Annotated in this window: 23 protein-coding genes; 1 reads left to right on the top strand and 22 read right to left on the bottom strand. The window is 36.6% G+C overall.

Annotated elements, in window-relative coordinates; genetic code table 11:
- Positions 1–44: 44 nt before the first annotated feature.
- The 16 genes from FCI53_RS06510 to dapB form a co-directional block, all read right to left on the bottom strand.
- The gene (locus FCI53_RS06510; RefSeq protein ID WP_138417031.1) at positions 45–395 is read right to left on the bottom strand and encodes a YpoC family protein; all 351 of its coding nucleotides are present in this window, start codon (positions 393–395) and stop codon (positions 45–47) included.
- Positions 388–1,059, bottom strand: a complete 672-nt coding sequence (nth, locus tag FCI53_RS06505; RefSeq protein WP_138417029.1) for an endonuclease III — start codon at positions 1,057–1,059, stop codon at positions 388–390. The genes FCI53_RS06510 and nth overlap by 8 nt, the downstream gene beginning before the upstream one ends.
- 16 nt (positions 1,060–1,075) lie before the next feature.
- A complete protein-coding gene (locus tag FCI53_RS06500) occupies positions 1,076–1,774 on the bottom strand; it encodes a DnaD domain-containing protein (RefSeq protein ID WP_138417027.1) in 699 nt (232 codons plus the stop codon).
- 224 nt (positions 1,775–1,998) lie between these two features.
- The gene (asnS, locus tag FCI53_RS06495; RefSeq protein ID WP_138417025.1) at positions 1,999–3,291 is read right to left on the bottom strand and encodes an asparagine--tRNA ligase; all 1,293 of its coding nucleotides are present in this window, start codon (positions 3,289–3,291) and stop codon (positions 1,999–2,001) included.
- A gap of 22 nt (positions 3,292–3,313) precedes the next feature.
- Positions 3,314–4,495 carry a pyridoxal phosphate-dependent aminotransferase gene (locus FCI53_RS06490; protein ID WP_138417023.1) on the bottom strand — a complete coding sequence of 394 codons (1,182 nt, stop codon included), beginning with the start codon at positions 4,493–4,495 and terminating at the stop codon, positions 3,314–3,316.
- Positions 4,496–4,510: 15 nt separating this feature from the next.
- Positions 4,511–5,041: a cell wall elongation regulator TseB-like domain-containing protein gene (locus tag FCI53_RS06485; protein WP_138417021.1), complete on the bottom strand. Its 531-nt coding sequence runs from the start codon at positions 5,039–5,041 to the stop codon at positions 4,511–4,513.
- Positions 5,007–5,180 (bottom strand): YpmA family protein, encoded by a 174-nt coding sequence (locus FCI53_RS06480; protein WP_138417019.1) that lies wholly within the window; start codon positions 5,178–5,180, stop codon positions 5,007–5,009. The genes FCI53_RS06485 and FCI53_RS06480 overlap by 35 nt, the downstream gene beginning before the upstream one ends.
- A 432-nt stretch (positions 5,181–5,612) precedes the next feature.
- Positions 5,613–6,422, bottom strand: a complete 810-nt coding sequence (locus tag FCI53_RS06475) for a ComEC/Rec2 family competence protein (protein ID WP_138417018.1) — start codon at positions 6,420–6,422, stop codon at positions 5,613–5,615.
- Between the two features lie 58 nt (positions 6,423–6,480).
- Complete coding sequence (dinG, locus tag FCI53_RS06470; RefSeq protein WP_138417016.1) at positions 6,481–9,285, bottom strand: ATP-dependent DNA helicase DinG; 2,805 nt, start codon at positions 9,283–9,285, stop codon at positions 6,481–6,483.
- A gap of 357 nt (positions 9,286–9,642) precedes the next feature.
- Positions 9,643–10,515, bottom strand: a complete 873-nt coding sequence (gene panC / locus FCI53_RS06465) for a pantoate--beta-alanine ligase (RefSeq protein ID WP_138417015.1) — start codon at positions 10,513–10,515, stop codon at positions 9,643–9,645.
- Between the two features lie 36 nt (positions 10,516–10,551).
- The gene (gene panB / locus FCI53_RS06460) at positions 10,552–11,349 is read right to left on the bottom strand and encodes a 3-methyl-2-oxobutanoate hydroxymethyltransferase (RefSeq protein WP_138417013.1); all 798 of its coding nucleotides are present in this window, start codon (positions 11,347–11,349) and stop codon (positions 10,552–10,554) included.
- A gap of 13 nt (positions 11,350–11,362) precedes the next feature.
- Positions 11,363–12,340, bottom strand: a complete 978-nt coding sequence (locus FCI53_RS06455; RefSeq protein ID WP_138417011.1) for a biotin--[acetyl-CoA-carboxylase] ligase — start codon at positions 12,338–12,340, stop codon at positions 11,363–11,365.
- Complete coding sequence (locus FCI53_RS06450; protein WP_171038086.1) at positions 12,316–13,521, bottom strand: CCA tRNA nucleotidyltransferase; 1,206 nt, start codon at positions 13,519–13,521, stop codon at positions 12,316–12,318. Before FCI53_RS06450 ends, FCI53_RS06455 begins: the two co-directional genes overlap by 25 nt.
- A 1-nt stretch (position 13,522) precedes the next feature.
- Positions 13,523–14,653 carry an N-acetyl-alpha-D-glucosaminyl L-malate synthase BshA gene (gene bshA / locus FCI53_RS06445; protein WP_138417006.1) on the bottom strand — a complete coding sequence of 377 codons (1,131 nt, stop codon included), beginning with the start codon at positions 14,651–14,653 and terminating at the stop codon, positions 13,523–13,525.
- Complete coding sequence (mgsA, locus tag FCI53_RS06440; RefSeq protein WP_138417004.1) at positions 14,650–15,072, bottom strand: methylglyoxal synthase; 423 nt, start codon at positions 15,070–15,072, stop codon at positions 14,650–14,652. The genes bshA and mgsA overlap by 4 nt, the downstream gene beginning before the upstream one ends.
- A gap of 16 nt (positions 15,073–15,088) precedes the next feature.
- Positions 15,089–15,889, bottom strand: a complete 801-nt coding sequence (gene dapB, locus FCI53_RS06435) for a 4-hydroxy-tetrahydrodipicolinate reductase (RefSeq protein ID WP_138417003.1) — start codon at positions 15,887–15,889, stop codon at positions 15,089–15,091.
- 350 nt (positions 15,890–16,239) lie between these two features.
- On the opposite strand from dapB, the gene FCI53_RS06430 reads away from it, so the two are divergent.
- Entirely contained in the window at positions 16,240–17,115 is an 876-nt protein-coding gene (locus FCI53_RS06430; RefSeq protein ID WP_138417235.1) for a YitT family protein, read from the top strand.
- 223 nt (positions 17,116–17,338) lie between these two features.
- Here FCI53_RS06430 and FCI53_RS06425 read toward each other — a convergent pair whose 3' ends face one another.
- The 6 genes from FCI53_RS06425 to FCI53_RS06400 form a co-directional block, all read right to left on the bottom strand.
- Positions 17,339–18,028, bottom strand: a complete 690-nt coding sequence (locus tag FCI53_RS06425) for a zinc metallopeptidase (RefSeq protein WP_138417001.1) — start codon at positions 18,026–18,028, stop codon at positions 17,339–17,341.
- A gap of 70 nt (positions 18,029–18,098) precedes the next feature.
- Positions 18,099–18,854 carry a sporulation protein YpjB gene (locus FCI53_RS06420; RefSeq protein WP_138416999.1) on the bottom strand — a complete coding sequence of 252 codons (756 nt, stop codon included), beginning with the start codon at positions 18,852–18,854 and terminating at the stop codon, positions 18,099–18,101.
- A gap of 70 nt (positions 18,855–18,924) precedes the next feature.
- Positions 18,925–19,512 carry a lipoprotein heptaprenylglyceryl N-acetyltransferase LhaT gene (gene lhaT / locus FCI53_RS06415; RefSeq protein WP_138416997.1) on the bottom strand — a complete coding sequence of 196 codons (588 nt, stop codon included), beginning with the start codon at positions 19,510–19,512 and terminating at the stop codon, positions 18,925–18,927.
- A 60-nt stretch (positions 19,513–19,572) separates the two neighbouring features.
- The gene (locus FCI53_RS06410) at positions 19,573–20,340 is read right to left on the bottom strand and encodes a menaquinol-cytochrome c reductase cytochrome b/c subunit (protein WP_138416995.1); all 768 of its coding nucleotides are present in this window, start codon (positions 20,338–20,340) and stop codon (positions 19,573–19,575) included.
- Positions 20,341–20,370: 30 nt separating this feature from the next.
- Positions 20,371–21,045 carry a menaquinol-cytochrome c reductase cytochrome b subunit gene (gene qcrB, locus FCI53_RS06405; RefSeq protein WP_138416993.1) on the bottom strand — a complete coding sequence of 225 codons (675 nt, stop codon included), beginning with the start codon at positions 21,043–21,045 and terminating at the stop codon, positions 20,371–20,373.
- A 3-nt stretch (positions 21,046–21,048) separates the two neighbouring features.
- On the bottom strand, positions 21,049–21,558 hold the full coding sequence (locus FCI53_RS06400) for a QcrA and Rieske domain-containing protein (protein WP_138416991.1): 510 nt from the start codon (positions 21,556–21,558) through the stop codon (positions 21,049–21,051).
- Between the last annotated feature and the right edge of the window lie 80 nt (positions 21,559–21,638).

The following is a 21,638-nucleotide window of genomic DNA, read 5'->3' as shown; positions in this document are numbered from 1 at the left end:
TAAAAGAGACAATTGCCATTTGGCGATTGTCTCTTTTTTCTGAATTAACTATTTCTCGCTTCCATAATTTCTGCTCTAGCGTAAATTTTTTCAAGCTCCATAAACAGTTCATTAAGCTGAATATAGCAATGATATTGTTCAGGATTTTCTTCGATAAATGTGACTCTATCTGTGACATTCATCGGTTTATAACTAAAATCTTTAACATCTGATTGAAAAGTTTCTCTCGAGCTATCATTCTTTTTATTTACTTCGTATAAAGCTTTTTTGAATGCAGTCACCTGTTGTAACATTGGCTCTACTGCATCTTTATACTTTCGTTCATTATACAATGTAGCGATTGTATCTTTACTTCTTTTCCATTCCGCTATATATTGTTTTCCTTTATCAAACACTGGATCCCTTCTCTCTTTCTCTTGCCTTCATTCGTTTTTGTCCTTCTCGACAAAGCTCCAACAAGGGGCATTGATCACAATTCGGATTTTTCGCTTTGCAATGATACCTACCGAAAAAAATCATCCGGTGATGTGTCTCACTCCACTCTTCTTTAGGAACTTTTTGCATTAAAGTGTTTTCGACATCTAAAACGGAATCCTTCCATCTACAAATAGCCAAACGTTTAGACACTCGTTCCACATGGGTATCTACTGCGATAGCAGGTTCATTGAAAGCAACGGAAGCTACTACATTCGCTGTTTTCCTCCCTACTCCAGCTAGTTTTTCTAATTCATCTTTTGTCGATGGTACCTGTCCATCATAGTCATCGATTAACATACGACATAGTTTTTGAATATTTTTAGCTTTATTACGGTATAAGCCAATCGAGCGAATATCTTGCTGCAATTCTTCTAATGAAACAGCCAAATAATCTTCTGGTGTTTGATATTTCTGAAACAACGTTTTGGTCACTTTGTTCACTAATGCATCCGTACATTGCGCAGATAACAAAACAGCAATCACTAATTCGAAAGGATTTTTATGCACGAGTTCACATTCCGCTCTAGGAAACATTTCTTTCATAGCATCCAGGCAATACCTGATTTGTTTTTTATTTAACATTGTTATTCACCTTCACTTACTCTTCTTCCAGCCAATTATAATATAAAGATACGTCTCTTTTTGGTTGGCTTTCTGTTTGACTCACTTTGCTTGTCGCTTGATTACCATGGAATGACTTACTATGATTTCGGGCTTGTTCAACAGAACGAATCCCTTTTCGCTTCCATTCTCTGAGGATACGGTCGATATATCTGAAATTTAACTTTCCCATCAAAACAGCCTCTCGTAATGCTGCTTTGATTAAAGATGGTTGTTGTTCATCCTCATCAATCCAAATATTAATTGTTTCAATTTCAAATGGTGATAAAGGACGACCAAATTCTTGTTCAAATAAAATAAAGATATTGGATGAATCCTGTTCTTTTGATGGTTGTTTTTGTTTTTTGGGATTATATAATTGATTCCATAAACTTTCTAACGAATACTTTTCATCTAAGATATTGTGATCATTTTTATATTGTTCAATCGCTAAAATATTTTTTTGGATCAGTTTTCTTAATACTTGCGAACATTCGTCTTCAGTAATCGAAAGAAAGCCTGCAAGATCACTTGGTGTCGGAAAACTGTTTCCCTCATTTTGAAAACGATGAATTTGAAGAATCACCATAACCTCAGTTTCATTTAAACCTAATAAATGGTAATTCTTAAACAATATCGATGGTAACACCATCTGATCATTAATAATTGCTTGATAACTAATTTGCTGCTGAACCATTAACATTCACCTCAAGAAATATTATAGCATGAATGAACAACAAGTAAGACACCACAAAATTTGTCAAGACATGCACACTTTTTGTATGTTGTAGTTTTTCACTTAGATAGAAAATCCGACGTGATTTTACGTTTAAATACACTAATGAAAAAGCAACACCACACACAAATGTTAAAGATATAAATCCCTTGTAACATATCAGTTACAAGGGATTTTAAGAAATTTTATGGATATAGACGGTTTAATAGTCTTGGGAATGGAATGGTTTCTCTCACATGATCAACACCTGCAATCCAAGCAACTGTTCTCTCTAAACCTAATCCGAACCCTGAGTGTGGTACACTACCATATTTACGTAATTCTAAATACCATTGATAAGCTTCTCCAGTTAAATTATGTTCCTGGTATCGTTGTTCCATTAATGCTAAATCATCAATTCGTTGGGAACCGCCGATCACTTCTCCATAACCTTCTGGTGCAATTAGGTCGGCACATAGAACAACCTCTGGTCGGTTTGGATCAGGCTTCATGTAGAATGCTTTAATTTCTGCAGGATAATTCGTGATGAACACTGGCTTATCAAAGCTTTCTGCAATCGCTGTTTCATGAGGTGCTCCAAAGTCTTCGCCCCATTCAATATCATCGAAACCTTGTTCTTTTAATAATGTAACCGCATCGTCATAAGAAATCCTTGGGAACGGTGCTTGAATTTTTTCTAGTTTTTCTACATCTCGTTCTAATGTGTTTAATTCCAACTTACAATTTTTCAGAACGGATTGAACAACATGACTGACATACTGTTCTTGGACTTGTAAGCTTTCTTCATGGTCCATAAAAGCCATCTCAGGCTCAATCATCCAGAATTCAATTAAGTGTCTTCTTGTTTTCGATTTTTCAGCACGGAATGTTGGTCCAAAGGAAAATACTTTTCCAAATGCCATTGCCGCTGCTTCCATGTACAGTTGACCACTTTGAGATAGATAGGCTTCCTCATCAAAATATTGCGTATGGAACAATTCTGTCGTTCCTTCTGCTGATGAACCAGTTAAAATCGGTGGGTCAATTTTCGTATAGCCATTTTCATTAAAGAATTCATAGGTTGAACGGATAATCTCATTACGAATTTTCATGATCGCATGTTGTTTCTTAGAACGTAACCATAAGTGACGATGATCCATTAAAAATTCTGTACCGTGTTCTTTTGGTGTTATTGGATAATCGATCGCTTCATGAATCACTTCGATATTTGTTACTTGTAATTCGTATCCGAATGGTGAACGAGTGTCCTCTGCAACAGTTCCTGTAACGTATAATGATGACTCTTGTGTGACACTTTTCGCTAGCTGGAATACTTCCTCAGATACAGCTGCTTTTACAACAACACCTTGGAAAAAGCCAGTTCCATCTCTTAATTGTAAAAAGGCAATTTTACCACTAGAACGCTTATTGGCAAGCCAAGCTCCTATTGTTACTTCTTCACCTACATATTTTGCTACTTGATCTATTGTTGTTTTCAATACTTCTTACCTCCGATAATACTTATTGATGATTTAACACAAACCGTTTTATACGTTTTGCAGCTTCTTCTAATTGATCCAATGAAGTTGCATACGACAAGCGAACATTATTTGGCGATCCAAACCCTGATCCAGGAACTAGTGCAACCTTCTCTTCTTCTAATAATGCCTTCACCCAATCATCCACGGTTGAAAAACCATTATTTTTGACAGCCTCACTAACATTTGGGAATAAGTAAAAAGCACCTTTAGGTTTGACACAAGTGATGCCTGGAATATCTACAATCCAATCATACAACTTAGCAAGTCGATCTTCAAATGCTCGACGCATCACTTCCACTTGCTCACCTGACGATGTGTACGCCGAAAGCGCTGCATATTGTGCAATCGATGTTGGGTTCGAGGTAGAATGAGAAGCTAGATTGGACATCGCCTTAATAATGGTTTGATTTCCTACAGCAAAACCAATTCTCCAGCCTGTCATCGAGTGGGACTTCGATACACCATTAATAATAATCGTTTGTTCCTTTAGTTCCGATGAAATTTGGGCAATCGAAATGTGTGCCTGATCCGTATAGATTAATTTTTCATAAATTTCATCAGAAACGATTAGAATATTATGTTTTAAACAAACCTCACCAAGCGCCTTTAGCTCCTCTTCCGTGTACATTACACCAGTTGGATTACTTGGCGAATTAATAATTACTGCTTTGGTTTTGGTGGTAATGGTCTGTTCCAGTTGTTCTGGTGTGATTTTAAACTGATTTGATTCCTTTGCTTCTAAGAACACCGGCGTTCCTTCAGCCAACTTAATTTGTTCTGGATAGCTTACCCAATAAGGGGCAGGTACGATCACTTCATCTGCTGGATTTAGTAATACTTGGAATAACGTGTATAAGGCATGCTTGGCGCCAGTTGTCACAATCACCTGCTCACTAGCATATGTTAGCCCTTGATCCTTTTTCATTTTATCAACAATAGCTTGCTTTAATTCAACGGTTCCCCCAGCCGGTGTATACTTGGTGAGTCCGTCATGCATCGCTTTACTAGCTGCCGTTAAAATATGTTCTGGCGTATTAAAATCTGGCTCTCCCGCTCCAAGGCCAATTACATCATGACCTTCTTGTTTTAATGCCTTCGCTTTGGCAGTAATTGCTAATGTTGATGATGGTGTTAAGGTTTGCACTCTTTTTGCTAATTCCATATAAAATCCCCTTCCCTAATACAAAGATCGTTGTAAGCGAAAATGTTCATAACTTGTGCCATCTTCTAATAAAAAATATTCAAACACATAACGATCTTGATTATCTATGTATTTTATTTCCCATAATGGACGCTGATTGTCAATCGCTAAATTTGCACTGATAAATTGACAAGAAGAACACGAAGTTTGCCAACTACTGATGACATCCTCCCTACTAACAAACGACTCTGCGTCGAAGAATTGTAGCTTCTGCTCTTCTGTGTCTACAGGTACATAAACAATTGCAGCCTCGTCATCTTGGGTTGATCCTACAACGACATGATAATGTGTCTCTCCATGGTATCTGGTTACATTTTTTACTGAAGTAAGATCTGTTTTGGATAAAGCAAGTTCTTCTGATGCTTGAAACCCAGATTGTTTGCTTTGTTGTACTTCATTGTATATTGAAATCAAATAAATCGCCAATACAATGAATAAAACAAAACAAATGAGTAACACCCATGTCAACCATCTAGGTACGGTAAATGGTAAATATCGCTTTTTCATGATCATCCTCATCCAATGCAAGTCCAAACATTAAATCATCTTCTTTTAACGTACGATTCAACCCATCTACAACCTTATATAGGTCTTCGGAATATTGAATCTTTATTGTTGATAATGTTTCAATCTTATTATGATCCATAACCTTACCCTCCACAAATACTATTTTTTCAAACTCTCAAAATTTACAAGTCATAAGTTTGAGAAAATGATTAACAATAGTAATAAGTTGAAAACAAATACCCTTTTTATTATAACAGTTTCATCTTCCATTTTGATGGACAACAGTATTTTTTTCAACAAATTTCCCTAACTCACATTTTTTTCTGTGCGCTCTAATAGCGCACAGTTTTTTTTCATGCTCATTTCGAATGGATACTACCTAAATAAACTTAGTACAACTCTGCATTTACTCCAAGTTATAACCTCTATTGTAGCAAAACTACATCCCTTTAGGAACAGACTTTACCATAATATGTATATTCGGCATTCAACTAGGAATGCCGAATTTGCTATTATTTAAAATGGATTAAAACTGCAACATGTTTCATGTTCAAAGGTTCAGTTTCATTAATTATGAGACGACTTCGTAAGTGTCTAAGTTCATCCGAATTATGGTTGTCCCCACTCGTTCTAAATGATAAACATCAATCCATGACTCATTTAGACGTTCAATTAACCCTTCATTTGGTATACAATTTTCACAATTAAATACAACACTTAGATGAGGATCAATCTCAGTCAAGAAGGAAGAACTTGGTGATTGACCTGTCCCATAATCCGCGATTTTTAAGATTTCAGGTTCCAGTGGATAATTTAGTATCTCTTCTTCATCTTTTACATCACTAGTACTTAAGTACATCACAGAAGTTTCCCCGTAAGTAATGGCTAGGGACATTTCACCGTCAATTTCTGCTTTCAATACTTTAAAGAATAATTGATCACTCACTTCATTTAAGTCAGAAGTTTTCCATTGATTAAATTGTTCTTGTGGAAGGTCCCCCATACAGGTTTCGTTTATATCTCCTGCGTGGACAATTTCCTCGATCTTAAACCGATCCACAATCCGTTTTGTATTTCCACAATAATCGTTTGTTTGTTTTGTCAGAATTAATGTATCAATCATGCTAATATTTAATTCCTTTAACTGTGACAAAAGACTTTCTTCACTTTGCTTCGAACCGGTATTAATAAGTATATTCGGTCCATCTTTTACATTAATTAAGGTTGCTTCCCCATCGGGTAAGTTAAAAAATGCAACATATAGTTCATCCTTGTAGAGTTTTGGTTGACTTTCTGCTGCTTCGCTCTTGATTGGAACCATAACATTCGTGAACAAAATAACTAAGCATGTCAAAATAATAATTTGTCTGAAACGTCTCATTCTCTATCACCCTAACCTCATCAATCTAATCATAGGGTATGTAAAAATTCAAAACGTATCATAACCAATCCTGTGCTTTTTGAATTAATTTTTGCGTGCTTTGATAGGACAATGGTACTTTGGGAATCGATTCAACAAAATATTTTCCATATCGAGCGTTAATTAAGCGATCATCACAGACAAAGACAATTCCTCGATCAGAACTCGAACGGATTAATCGACCAAATCCTTGTTTGAATCGAATAACCGCATTAGGTAATGCTAGTTCCATGAATGGATTTCTTCCAACCTGTTTCAGTTGCTGAGACTTTGCTTCATAAATTGGGTGATTAGGAGGTTGGAACGGCAAACGAACGATCACAATACAAGACAAATCACTACCAGGAATATCAACACCTTCCCAAAAAGAACTCGTTCCTAACAAAATTGCCTTTTCAAATGCTTGGAAATTTTTCTTTAAACGAGCTCTACTACCACTTGATATACCTTGAGCGATCAGCATATATTGATCAGTCGTAATGATTTCTTTTAACATGGAATAGGTTTTTTTTAACATATCATACGATGTGAACAGTACTAACATACGCCCATTCGTTACCTCAGCAAGTGAATAAATGGCTTCACATGTTGCCACTATAAAATCCTCTGTTTTTCCATGTTTTATGTTTGGAAAATCGTCTGGAACCATTAATTGTACTTGGGATTCATAAGCATATGGTGATTCAATTTTCGATTCCAACACTTCATACCCACCAAGACCCAGTCTTTCTTTGATAAACGCAAACGATTGTTTCATCGTTAAGGTGGCACTTGTTAGTACAACGGATTGCTTCGTCGCAAATAGGTTTTCCTGAAGTAAGGTTGAAACGTTGACTGGTTCAGCATAAATATAAACAGCATTTTTAGCACCATTTGCTTCAATTTCTATCCAACTTACTTGGTTTTCTACTTGTTTAATAAATAGCTCCTCACAATCATCGATCACACGTTGCAATAGCTCGATGATATTTCTTAATTCACTTTCGCATTCTGTCTGGTCCTTCAATTGATCTAATTGCTTCACTTCTAACAAGACATTAGAGAGAATATGTATTAAATCTCTTACATTAAATGACAGTCTATCTACCATCTCTTTAATTACATTCCATTGTTTCGTATTCACGACAGAGTCGTCAATTCGACATTGCAACCGTCCCGTATCATTTTCTGTAATATCTTTTCCACTATGTCCGCTTACAAACCGGAAAATCATTCTAAATAATTCATCAGATTCCTCTTTTGTTTGCTCCCACAATTTTTCCCATTTAAAATCATCTACTACCCTTTTGATAGGTTTATATTGGTTAGTTAATGTTGTTAGAAGGTTGCTTTGTTTTGAGAGGCTAATCGAATTCAACAAATTATGAATACTTACATAATCTAATTTCAAGCCAAAGTGCTTCGATGCAGTCGACTCTAAATGATGAGCTTCATCAACAATCAATCTTTTATATGATGGAAGTAAATTAGATTCACTTGTCATATCTGAACATATTAAAGCATGATTCGTAATTACGACATCAGCTTTGTGAGCCTTCACACGTGCTCTCTGATAGAACGATCTTGAAAACCAAGGTGAATGAGGGTCCATTACTCCTTCACTATCCGTTGAAATCCGTCTAAAATAGCGCATCCCACTGGAAGGCAATTGGATCTCATCAATATCACCAGTGATGGTTTCAGTTAGCCAGACAAGTATAATTGCCTTTGTTAGTGTTATATCATAGTTATCTTGACCCAAATCCATTAATTCTTGTTCAAATTTCTGTAAACTTAAATAATGTTGTTTTCCTTTCATTAAAGCAGTTTTAAACGGAAATGGTAACAACTCTTTTAGCACAGGGGCTTCTTTTTCTAATAATTGTGTTTGTAATTGGATTAAATGTGTACTAATGATTACTCGCTGTTTATTTTTAACCGCATCATAAAGTACTGGTATTAAATATGCCAGTGATTTCCCTGTTCCCGTTTCCGCTTCGATCAAGGCGTGTTGGTTTGCTTGAAACGCATCAAAAATTTGCTCAGACATTTGACGTTGTCCAGGACGTTCTTCATACTCCTCCATTGTATTAGCAAAGGAACCGTCATGATTAAATAACTGATCGAGTAAGTCACCGAATGAAGGCAATGGATTGATTTCGAAATCATCTTCTGTTAGTTCTTGTTTTATGGCTAGACCTCTATAAACCTCTAAATCTTCTCTTGGTTGTGTTGAAAAAGCCAACTGCTGTAACCGTTCTTCCAGAATCTGAAATAAATCACTTTTTAAACGAGGTTCCAGTTGTTGTAATTGTGCAATCGTTTCATATGGAAGTGTTTGAAGCTTCTCAAGCAAGAAAGATAGAAGTTCCGCTGTAACATACGCGTCTGATAGGGCACGATGCGGGTCACCATGTTCCAATGACAGGTATTCCGATAACTGACTTAGTTTAAACCCATTCGCACTAGGTAATAAAATACGAGATAATTCCACTGTATCAATTACAGGTTGGTGAAGGGAGGCTAGACCTGCTCGATTTAATTCAAAGTTTAAAAAACCTAAATCAAAAGGTACATTATGTGCAACAATATAACTATCGTCAAAAAGACTGGCAATTTCTGCTGCAACCTCTTCAAACATTGGTGCACCAATCACATCATTATCTGTAATTCCAGTCAAGGAACTGACAAATGGCGGGATCGGAATTTTCGGATTGATCAATTTGGAATACTCACGAACGATTTTGTTATCTTGCAGCACCACTATTCCAATTTCAATGATCCGTTCCCCTTTTGCAGGTGTCTGTCCGGTAGTTTCTAAATCAACGATGACGAATTTATTCAAGGTATCACCTCCATATTATTCTTGTAATTTATACTGCATAATTATACACAAGTTAAGTAAAACTTCCATTAGTCGATAGTAATTCATACCCCACTCCTAATTAGTTAAACGAATCGCACATTACAGCTAATTGTATTTATCTTAAATTTTAATTGTCCAATCCTATGCTTGCTACCTATTCATGCAGGAAAAAAGAGAAACGAAACCCTATCCATTCGTAGTGGCAAGAGTTTCGTTCTACTAAAAGTATGTTTTCATAAACTCATGATGTCATTTTACAATGGTCGCTAGTATGTTTGCTATATTATTAGACTTTCATATATGTCTCAAACAACATTTTTTTAATTAACTTGATTTCTACAGGATTAGGTTTTGAATCATTCCGTTTTCATCAAAGATAATATTATCGATCAGACGTGCTTTTGTAAAGGTTACAGCGAGCGCTAAAATAACTTGTTGGTCAATTTCTTCTGTCGTATGTAGACTTGGGTAGTTTAATAATTCCACATATTCTATTTGACCATTTGTATGTTGTCGAATAAAATTTTTTACTTCCGACACAATGATCGCTGGCTTGGTTTGTCCGTCTTTTACTAATGTTCTTCCGAATTGAAGGGCTTGGTAAAGTTGCGCTGCTTCTTCTCTCTCTTGATTTGATAAATAGACATTACGACTACTTTTGGCCAGACCATCAGCTTCTCGTTTTGTTGGTACAGGAACGATGGAGATCGGGTAATTCAAATCCTTCACAAGCGAATCCACAACAGCCACTTGTTGTGCGTCCTTTATACCAAAATAGACATAATCTGGTAAGGTGATATTAAATAATTTAGCGAGTACGGTTACAACACCATTAAAGTGTCCAACTCTTGTACGACCACACAATACGTTTGTCCGCTTTTCAACGTGTAGCGCAATTGTCTGAGAACTGGCATACATATCTCCTACTTTTGGTAGAAAAACAACATCCATTTGGTTTTTACGACATACTTGGATATCGCGCCTTTCGTCTCTTGGGTAATCATCATAATCTTCATTCGCACCGAATTGCAATGGATTCACAAAAATACTTATAACCACAAGATCATTTTCTTTTCTTGCTTGCTTCATAAGGGCTTCATGTCCCTCGTGCAAGTAACCCATTGTTGGAACAAACCCAACTGATTTTCCTTGTTTTTTACATGCAAGCGCGTATGCTTGCATTTCTTGAACAGATTCAATGATTTTCATTACGTTTCCCCCTTTTAATAGTTTTTTTCCTCTATTCTATTTAAAGGAATGTCTATCATCGGGGAAATGGCGTTCTTTCACATTTTGTACATATCCTTGTAATGCTTCGGTAAAATGTGTATTACTATCAAAATAAGTTTGAACAAACTTCGGTAAACGATCTACACCATATTTTAACACATCATGAAATACTAACACTTGTCCATCACACTCTACACCCGCACCAATTCCGATTGTTGGAATAGTTAATTGTGATGTGATTATTTCTGCTAAATTTTTAGGAACACATTCTAATACAATAGCCATCGCGCCACTTAATTCCAAGGCTCGTGCCTCTTCAATTAACCTCTCAGCATCTGCTTGATTTTTCCCCTGAACTTTATATCCGTCAAGCACGTTCACTGTTTGCGGTGTAAGCCCAATATGACCGACAACTGGAATGCCTGCCTCTGTTAAACGGGAAACAGACGTTAATACTTGTTCAGATGCTCCTTCAAGTTTTAATGCTTGTGCATTGGTTTCTTGAAAAATTTTTCTTGCATTTTGTAATGAATCTTCGATAGAAATATGGTACGACATGAATGGCATATCAATCACCGTAAAGGTATCCGTAGCACCTCGAACGACAGCTTTGCCATGATGAATCATATCCTCAACTGTAACGTTAATTGTAGAATCATACCCTAACACGACCATCCCTAATGAATCACCAACTAAGATCATATCCATTCCAGCTTGTTCAGCTAGTTTTGCAGAAGGATAATCATAGGCAGTAATCATCGCTATTTTTTCGTTATTTTGTTTCATCGTTTGAAATTGAGATTTTGTTCGCACAACACTCTTCCTCTCACCAATGAATTTCAGCTGAATACAAGATTTCTCTTTCACCATTCAATGTTTCAACTCGCAATGCTCCATCTTTTTCAATTCCTATTAGTTTTACATCGCGTTGTTGGTTAAACGTACTTATTGTAACGGTTTCTCCTAACTTGTAACCATAACTTTCCCAGGATGTCTTTATCGTTGAAAATCCTGTTTTAATAAATTGATCATAGCGGTCTTCAAACCTATGTAACAATTGTTGTACTAATTCTCGTTGGTTCCAGCTTTGGTTTGATTCCATCTTGATGGAGGTCGCAATATCTTGTAGGTGATCTGGGAGCATGTCACTTGTTTGATTCACATTAAACCCAATCCCTAGCACCATATATTTAATCTGATCTTGCTCTGCTTGCATTTCCGTTAGAATACCAGCTACTTTTTTATCATTAACTAATACATCATTTGGCCATTTAATCGCAGTTGTTATCCCTATATCTTCCTGAATGAGATCAGCAAGTACCGTTGCAGCAAGTAAGGTTATTTGTGGTGCATGATGGGGGAGTAACTTCGGTTTAAGAATGATGCTCATCCAAATTCCTTTTGTGTTGTCTGACTCCCACCTTCTGTCCATTCTACCTTTTCCGCCTGTTTGTTGATCAGCTATGATAACGGTGCCATGTTCCGCACCTTTAACCGCTAATTGGTGACCGAGGGTTTGTGTGGAAGAAATAGAATCTTTGTGCATCAGTTCCTGGCCAAGCCATGTTGTATGCAATCCCCAATGCAGTGTATTACTGCTTAATTTTTGCTGTGGTAACTGTTTAATCTGATAACCCTTGTTCGATATAGCATCAATCACATAACCATCTTTTTTTAGTTCATTCATATGTTTCCACACAGCTGTCCTCGAAATGTTCAATTGTTTAGACAGTTCTTGTCCTGACATATACTTGTCTTGATTTTGTTCTAACAATTTAATTAGTTGGTTTCTGGTGGATTCCATTTTTTAACCCACTCCCCTATCGCTTGCTTAGTATTATTCACGTTTCCTACCACAACCTGGTATTCAATCTCACGCAACAACTGTTTCATCCATGGTCCTTTATTTCGTTTTGGAAACAGGCTAATTAAATCATGCCCATTAATTGCAAGATCCTGGCGAGTATGAATAGGCAATTGCTGATAAAGCATTTTGATATTTTCCAGATTAATGGTCTGTTTTCTTGATAGAATCTGTGTAATGCGAACTAAACTAGCGTGCAAATGTTTATCAAGTTGATAAACAAGCCATTTGTCTAAGCCCGTTTTATCGCACTGTTGAATAGCATCAGATAACTGTTTTGCATGATTTTTCGTTTGATTGGATAATTTCCACTGTTTAGCCCATTGTTCATTTGAAATAGAAGGCTCGATTACAGAAAAAGCTGCAATTACTTCTGTAAGTGAATGTAAAGGTCTATCTAGGACTTCCAAAAACTTGAGCAATCTGTTACTTTTTGCTAATAATGGTACATATTCGGCAACATTTGCTTTTACGAACATTTTCATTGCATACCCACTATAAGTACCTGCAAACATTTTTTCCAATTCAGTTGTAATTCGTTCAATTGCAATTTTCTCAATCCACTCGATATTTTCCTTTAAAGCTGCATACGTGTTCGGTTCCAATGTAAAACCTAATTGACTTGAGAAACGTAGCGCCCTTAGCATTCGTAACGGGTCTTCACTAAATCGTTGCTCAGGATCACCAACTGTACGAATCATTTGCTGGTTAAGATCACGTTGGCCCGAAAATGGATCAACGAGATCCCCCGCTTTATCCATTGCAATTGCATTAATCGTAAAATCACGCCGTGCCAAATCTTCTTCAATTTGATCAACAAAATGAACGTGATCTGGATGGCGATAATCTGAATAAGCCCCCTCGACACGAAAAGTCGTCACTTCAAAAGATTCTCCTTCAAAGCGGACGACAACTGTTCCGTGCTCAATACCTACAGGGATGACTTTGTCAAATAATTGTTGAACTTGTTGCGGGCTAGCTGATGTAGCGATGTCGATATCTCCTGTTGTTCGATCCAATAACAGGTCCCTAATTGCTCCACCAACGAAGTAGGCTTTATGATGGTATGCTTCCAGTCTATCAAGGATTCCTTTAGCTGTTTGAAACCGTTGATCTATCATATTAATCACCATTCTTTAAGGTTTCATTATAGACCGATAGATATTGATCTAAAATCTTATCGGAGTCAAAGTGGTTTTTGACATGTTCGATACTATTTTTTGAGAACTGAGTCCATAACGATTGATCTGTTAGTAATTGTAATGCTTTATCGGCAATCGCATCAATGTCTCCTACCTCCGCAATAAAACCATTTTCGGAATCGTTTATCACTTCAGGTATCCCACCAGTATTCGTTCCAATACATGGAACCCCACATGCCATTGCCTCTAATAATACAAGACCAAAGCTTTCTTTATCCGATAATAACAATTTTAAATCCGCAATCGATAACAGTTCAGGTATATTTTTTTGCTTCCCTAAAAATAAGACTTGATGGTCCAGTCCAAGTGAAGTAACTAGATTATGAATCTGACTATACTCGGGGCCATCGCCAATTAATAACAACTTTGCTTTCGTTTGTTTCACAACCTTAGCAAAAACATGGATGACATCCTCAACTCGTTTTACCTTTCTGAAGTTAGAAATATGTACGATGACTTTGTCCTCTTCCTCGATCCCATATTGTTGCTTTAATTGTGGATAGGACCTTTTATAATATTCTTGTTTATCAACAAAATTATAGACGACATGGATGTCTTTCTGTACATCAAGCATTTCCTTTGTCTGCTTGACTAAACTGTTAGAAACAGCGGTCACAGCATCTGATTTTTCAATGCCATATTTAATCATTTTTTTTAAGCTTTGATCAATGCCTAGCACTGTAATATCTGTCCCGTGTAATGTTGTCACAATTTTCACATCATGTGTTGCGATTTCTCTTGCTAGAATCGCACAAACAGCATGTGGTAACGCATAATGAACATGTAGTACATCTAACTGTTCTGTATCAATTACCTCTGCCATCTTATTAGCTAATGCCAAATCATATGGCGGATACTGGAATACAGGATAATGATTTAATTCGACTTCATGAAAATAAATATTGGAATAAATATTATCTAATCGAAATGGTACACTTGATGTGATAAAGTGGACTTCATATCCTTGCTTTGCTAATGATTTTCCTAATTCTGTTGCTACAATCCCTGATCCCCCAACAGAAGGGTAACAAGTTATTCCAATTTTTTTCATTCTTCATTTCCCTGCTCGTCATTCTTTTTTATTAATTCTCGCCATGAAAATAATCCTTGTTCTAACGCTCGAATTAAAATTTCCGCACCACCAAGATTGGTCGTTAACGGTACTTGGTAAACATCACATAAACGTATTAATGCCGTAATATCTGGTTCATGGGGTTGTGCTGTTAACGGATCTCTAAAGAAAATAACCAAATCCATTTCATTATTCGCAATCATCGCTCCAATTTGCTGGTCACCACCAAGAGGGCCAGACTTAAAACGGTGTACCTCCATATTAGTTGCTTCCTGTATCTTTTTTCCAGTTGTACCAGTTGCAAACAAGTCATGCTGTTTTAAAATTTCTGTGTAGGCAACCGTAAAATTTATCATATCAGGCTTTTTTTTATCATGGGCAATTAATGCAATATTCATGTTTTATTCTCTCCCTCTACTCTAAGATATTTTCCAATCCATATACTAGTAAGTTTAATTTCATTACTTGATTGATGGATAACTTCACACCAGACATAAACGATTCACGATGAAATGAATCATGTTTAATGGTTAAATTTTGACCAGAAGATCCAAATACAACTTCTTGGTGTGCTACTAATCCAGGTAATCGTACACTATGTATTTTCATTCCATCATGATCAGCGCCTCTTGCTCCTTCAATTGTCTCTTTTTCATCTGGATGTCCCTGCTTTTTACTTTCTCTAACTTCTTGAATTAATTCAGCTGTTTTTACAGCAGTACCGGATGGAGCGTCTAACTTTTGATCATGGTGGCGTTCAATGATTTCTACATCAGGGAAATATTTTGCTGCCCATTTAGAAAACTGCATCATTAAAACAGCACCAACAGCAAAATTAGGTGCAATCACAGCTCCTACCCCTTTCTCTTCTGCTAATTGTTTTAGCTCATCTAATTGCTCTGTTGTAAATCCCGTAGTCCCTACAACAGGTCTCACTCCGTGTTGCAAAGCCAATTTTGTATGTTTATACCCGACTTCTGGTGTGGTTAGGTCAACAAGGACATCCGCATCCGTTGTTTGTAAGCATTCTTCGATATCTTCGAATATAAATGCTTCAAAAGCAGGTAACCCTTCTACTTCACTTACTCTTAAACCATTATATTTGTGATCAACACATGCAACCAGATCAAAGGTGTCTTCTTTTTCAATCATTCTCAGTGCTTCACTACCCATTCTCCCTCTTGGACCAGCTACAATCACTTTTATATTATTCATATGTATCCTCCTTAGTTTTCGTTTTGTCCAATCGTCTTCCTCACTTATTTCTTATTATGATTTATTTAAATATATCAGATAAATACATGTATCGTGAACGAACATATGTAATTAAGGACAAAATTTTGGGCTTTAGTATTTACTTTTTCGATAGAATTTCCGTTTATTATAGGTGTCGTAGTTAAAGAAAAAAATTCCAACTTAATGTATGTGTACGAAACCACACTTCTTTTACTATGTCTAATGTTAGCTAAAAGGATTCAATTTGACAAATTTTTTAAACTATAACTTAAATTTGTGATATAGTAACAATCATTGATAATAATAAGAAGGAAATAGAGGTGAAAACATTGCGGTTTGGTATCAAATTTAAAAATATCTTCTTCATCCTTATTGGTTCAGCGATATTCTCATTTGGGATCGTACATTTTAATATGCAAAACAATTTAGGTGAGGGTGGGTTTACAGGTATTACTTTGTTATTTTACTTTTTATTCGATTGGGATCCTGCCATTTCTAATATTGTTTTAAATGTTCCCGTTTTTATTGTTGGGTGGAGACTATTAGGTAGAAATACTTTTATCTATACAGTAATCGGTACGTTAGCTGTTTCTGCATTTTTATACATATTCCAACAATATTCCATTGCAATGAATTTACAGGATGATATGACTTTAGTCGCGTTGTATGCTGGTGCCAGTATTGGTGTTGGTTTAGGTATTATTTTCCGCTTTGGAGGTACCACTGGTGGCGTCGATATTATCGCACGTATTGTAAAAAAGTATGCAGGTTGGAGTATGGGGAAAACGATGTTTCTATTCGATGCAATTGTCATCGCAACATCGATTATTACCTATTTGGAATTAGTAGAGGGAATGTATACACTTGTTGCCGTTTACCTAGCAGCCCGAGTGATTGATTTTATTCAAGAGGGTGCTTATGCAGCAAGAGGCACCACTATTATCTCTAATAAAAGTAGTGACATTTCCGATAAAATTATGAAAGAAATGGACAGAGGTGTTACTGTCCTGCAAGGTCGTGGTAGCTATACTGGTGAGAAACGTGATGTGTTATATTGCATTGTCGGTCGGAATGAAATTGTTCGATTAACCGCTATTATACATTCAATAGACCCTCACGCCTTTGTGGCAGTTACTTCTGTTCATGATGTATTAGGAGAAGGGTTTACACTTGATGAAAACAAAAAACCACTTTCTGATGATTAAAAAAGAATGTTTGAAAACCATGCTTTTAAACGGAATGAAGAGACTATCGTTACAAGCGGATATTCCGTTATGTATTTGTGAGTATCCCTCACTAAATGCCCTCCGAATAATTGAAACGTGGAATAACAATTTTCCAATAGGATACCTATTGTTTAGACATTAAAAAAAGCTCAGATTAATCTGAGCTTTTTTAATGTTTAATTATTCTTACCAAACTGATACTTTAATCATCATTTGCTGCAACAAACATGAGAATAAATCGTACCAATTCTGCTAGTGCTACTACTGCTGCGGCAACATAGGTAAGTGCTGCGGCATTTAACACTTTTTTGGTTGGTCGTTCTTCATTATTGCGGATTACGCCAGTTGAAACAAGCTGGGCCATCGCACGGTTGGATGCATCGAATTCTACTGGTAAGGTTACAAATTGGAATAGGACGGCAAAGGACATAAAAATAATCCCACCTAGAAATAATTCCATAGAACTCATAAAGATACCAGCTAAAATTAAAATAAAGGACATATTTGACCCTAAATTAGCCAATGGAACTAATGCATGTCTAAAGCGAAGAAACGCATATGCTTGTGCATCCTGGATTGCGTGACCTACTTCGTGTGCCGCAACCGCAGAAGCAGCCATGGAATGTCCGTGAAAGTTGTCAGTAGATAAACGTACTACTTTTTTTCGTGGATCATAGTGATCAGATAACATGCCTTTCGTTTCTTCTATACTTACATTGAAAAGACCATTATCATCTAATATTTTTCGTGCAACTTGAGCACCTGTCATATAAGATGATGTTGGTATTTGTGAGTATTTTTTATACGTTGACTTCACTCTAGATTGTGCCCACATAGGAACAATCAGTAAGAGTGCAATATATATGAGATATCCCCCAAAACCACCTAACATGTGCATTCCTCCATTTATCACTACATTTCTTTAAGGTCAATTTTAGTCAAAAACATGCATTTAGTCAATACTAATGTTTTTCTAGCTGTTTCTTATGTTTTTCGCCTTTATATTTTTTCCAACCAACGTAAGATAATGTAAGAATAATAACACCACTGACAACACCAACTAAAAGCATGAAGGTAGAATTGTCATTCGGCACTTGATCCACTTCAATTGATTGTTGATAAAATGCATTTAATTGTTGTTTGTTTTCATTGGTTGAAACATCCGAAGTTAGCTGTTGTATCGACTGATCAAGACTTTCCATTTTCTCCTGTGTAACAGTTAGTGACATGGCAGGTTGGATAATTTCCCAATTATTGATAACATCATTGATTTGGACTGCAGATACTTGTTCTTGTTCGATTAACTGAGACACAGCTTGATCTAGATCTTCTTTCCATGTCAGCCAAATGGCTGCCGTTGGATTATCAATAGCGTCAACAGCTAACACTAATTGTAATGTTGCTTTTTCAATTTGTTGATGGGAGTAATCCTCATACGTTTTAGTTCGATTTTTGTTTTGTTCCAATATATCGATTAGGTTATCACGACTTATTTCTGAATCTACCTTACGAAACAAGTGTTCAATTGAATTGCTATGATTGCTTAACAAGTTGTGCGCACGATCATATCGTTCTTCTTCAATCATTCGTTCATAGTGATACATTGTTGTTCTTAAATCAGCATGTTCTGCTGTGGTAGGTAGAAGAAAATAAACACTAATAGCAATCATCGGTACGATCAATACTAAGCTCTTTATTATGTTATGTATACCTTTCACCGATATCCCCTCTTCTTTTCACAGTTTCTCTTAAAACTATATGAGAGAAGAGACAAGTTTAGACCAATTTTTAATAATTGTATGTTTTAGATAGATGACGACGAGTGGTTAAATAGTAAGTAAGTAGTAAAGAAACAATACTTAACCAGAAAGTGAAATAACCAATTTCTTTCATATGATTCATCAAGCTACCATATATTGGCATCATCTCAAACACATAATCAATCACATCATTATGTAATGTCCAAATTCCTGCTACAACAATATGTTTAAGCTTTATCTTATAGAACGGGGAATAAAGTAATCCTTGTATAGCCATCGCACCATGTGAAGCCATTAACATATAACCTTCCCACGATAGTGAACCATTGACCATTAACGTTAATAGGTTCATGACGACCGCCCAAAACCCATATTTAAACAATGTAACCATAGCTAATGCCTCAATATAAGGAACATTTTTCCCTCGTATAAAAAAGAATAAAAAGATAACAAAAAACAAACTAGCAGTTGGGCTATCAGGAACAAAAACCAAAAACTTAGCCGGAGTTATAGTCAATTGTCCTTGATACCACATATATCCGTAAATCGTCCCACCCAAATTAATGAGTAATAACAATAATAAAAAACGTTGGTCCGTTAAAATTCGATAAATCATTTAACCGCTTCCCTTCGCATGCACAAAAACCCCCGCCTAGATTGGCGAGGGAATCTCTTATTAGTCTTCTGCCTGTTCGTTGACAGAAACAATAAATTCAGCAAGTTGTTGTAACTCTTCATCCGTACCATCAAATTGTCCTGGTGGCATATCTCCAATACCATCAATTGCAATTTCTTCAATTTCTTCGGCACTATAGTCGATACCGATCAGAGATGGCCCTGCTGTACCTTCTAATTCACCACCATGACAGCTTAAACAACTGTTCTCATAAGCTGCATAACCTGGGTGTTCTGTATCGATTTCAACCTCTGATGTCGGTTCCGGTTTATTTTCTTCAGCTTTTTCTTCCCAATCAACAGCAGCAGCTGCTTCATACGTCAACCAAAATACCGAAATAATACCTAACAACATGAGTGATGTAGCAATCGGCCGTTTATGCGGACGTCTTTCCTTCCCTCTATCAAGAAACGGAGCTAAGAAAAGAGCACCAAATGCTATCCCTGGAACGATTACAGCTCCATATACAGTAGTTACAAAATCATATTTCAGAAATTGATATAAAAATAAGAAATACCAGTCTGGTAAAGGTAAGTAGCTTGCATCTGTTGGATCAGCCGGACCTTCGAGTGGAGCTGGGTGTGCGACCGCCAAACATAGGAAACCAACTAAAAACACCGCTCCCACTAACCATTCTTTTAAAAGAAAGTTTGGCCAAAAAGCTTCGGTTTTACCAGGGTATTCTGAATAATCTTTTGGTATAAAACGTTCTTTGTCGGCACTGATACGTGAATCACCGACAAACTTCATCCCTTTCCCCTTTTTCACAGCTTTCCCTCCTTTTTAAAAAGTCAATTTTTATAGTGGGCCGGATATACCTTGTTTACGAATCATAATGAAGTGTATTGCCATTAAAGCAAATAAAGCTGCAGGTAAGAAAAATACATGAATAGCAAAGAATCTCGTTAGTGTTTGCGCACCAACAATATTAGGGTCACCTGCTAACAAAGCTTTTGTCGCCTCACCGACAAATGGAACGCCTTCTGCAATTTCTAGCGTTACTTGTGTAGCGAAATAGGCTTTGTTATCCCAAGGTAATAAGTAGCCTGTTAAACCTAATCCAAGCATTACAAAGAATATTAGCACTCCAACCATCCAATTCAGTTCACGTGGTTTTTTATATGCACCCTGGAAAAACACACGTAATGTATGTAGGAACAACATGACAATAACTACACTTGCTCCCCAGTGGTGCATACCGCGTACAATTTGACCGTGTGCTACTTCTGTTTGTAAATAATAAACAGATCTCCACGCATTTTCAATATCGTGAACATAATACATGGTTAAAAACATGCCTGACAACACTTGTATGACGGTTACAAAAAAGGTTAATCCACCAAAACAGTAAACAAACGCCGAAAAATGATGGGCAGGGTTTACGTGTTCTGGAACTTCGTGATCAGCAATATCGCGCCATAAAGGCGTAATATCAACTCGTTCATCTACCCAGTCATAAATTTTCTGTAGCATCCATTACGCCTCCCTATGCGGTTTTGTTTGTCCAAGATATAGAGTTTGTCCATCAATTCTTACTTCGAATTCATCCAAAGGCTCTTCTGGAGGTGTGTTTGGCACATTCACTCCACTCTTGTAATAGCGACCGTCATGACATGGACAATAAAACTGATCAGGATGGGACTCATCACCTTGCCAGTTAACAAAACAACCAAGGTGTTTACAAACTGGAGAAAGTGCAATAATGTCGTCATTTTCATCTTTATAAACCCAAGCACTTTTAGGTACTTCTGATTCATACCAACCATCAACCTGGTCAATCGTCCAGTCAATTCGCGTCGGTTCATCTGATATTTCGCTCAAATCTGCTACTGCAACCATATCGCTTTGTGCAGAAGTTTTTAAAACAGGATCAATTGCAAAACGAACCATTGGTGCAAGCATACCGGCAGCCATAAATCCCCCTACCCCCGTAAGTGTGTAATTTAGAAATTGGCGACGGGATACTTGGTTTCTCTTTTCACTCATCTTTTACCCCCCTCTGTCAATTAATACTAAACATGGTATTTTTTCACAGAATACTAAGACACTACCATAATAGCGTAAAC

The sequence above is a fragment of the Aquibacillus sediminis genome (assembly GCF_005870085.1).
Classification (GTDB): Bacteria; Bacillota; Bacilli; order Bacillales; family Amphibacillaceae; genus Aquibacillus_E; species Aquibacillus_E sediminis.
Note: the sequence above shows the minus strand (reverse complement) of the source record. Positions and strands in the feature narration are given on the sequence as shown.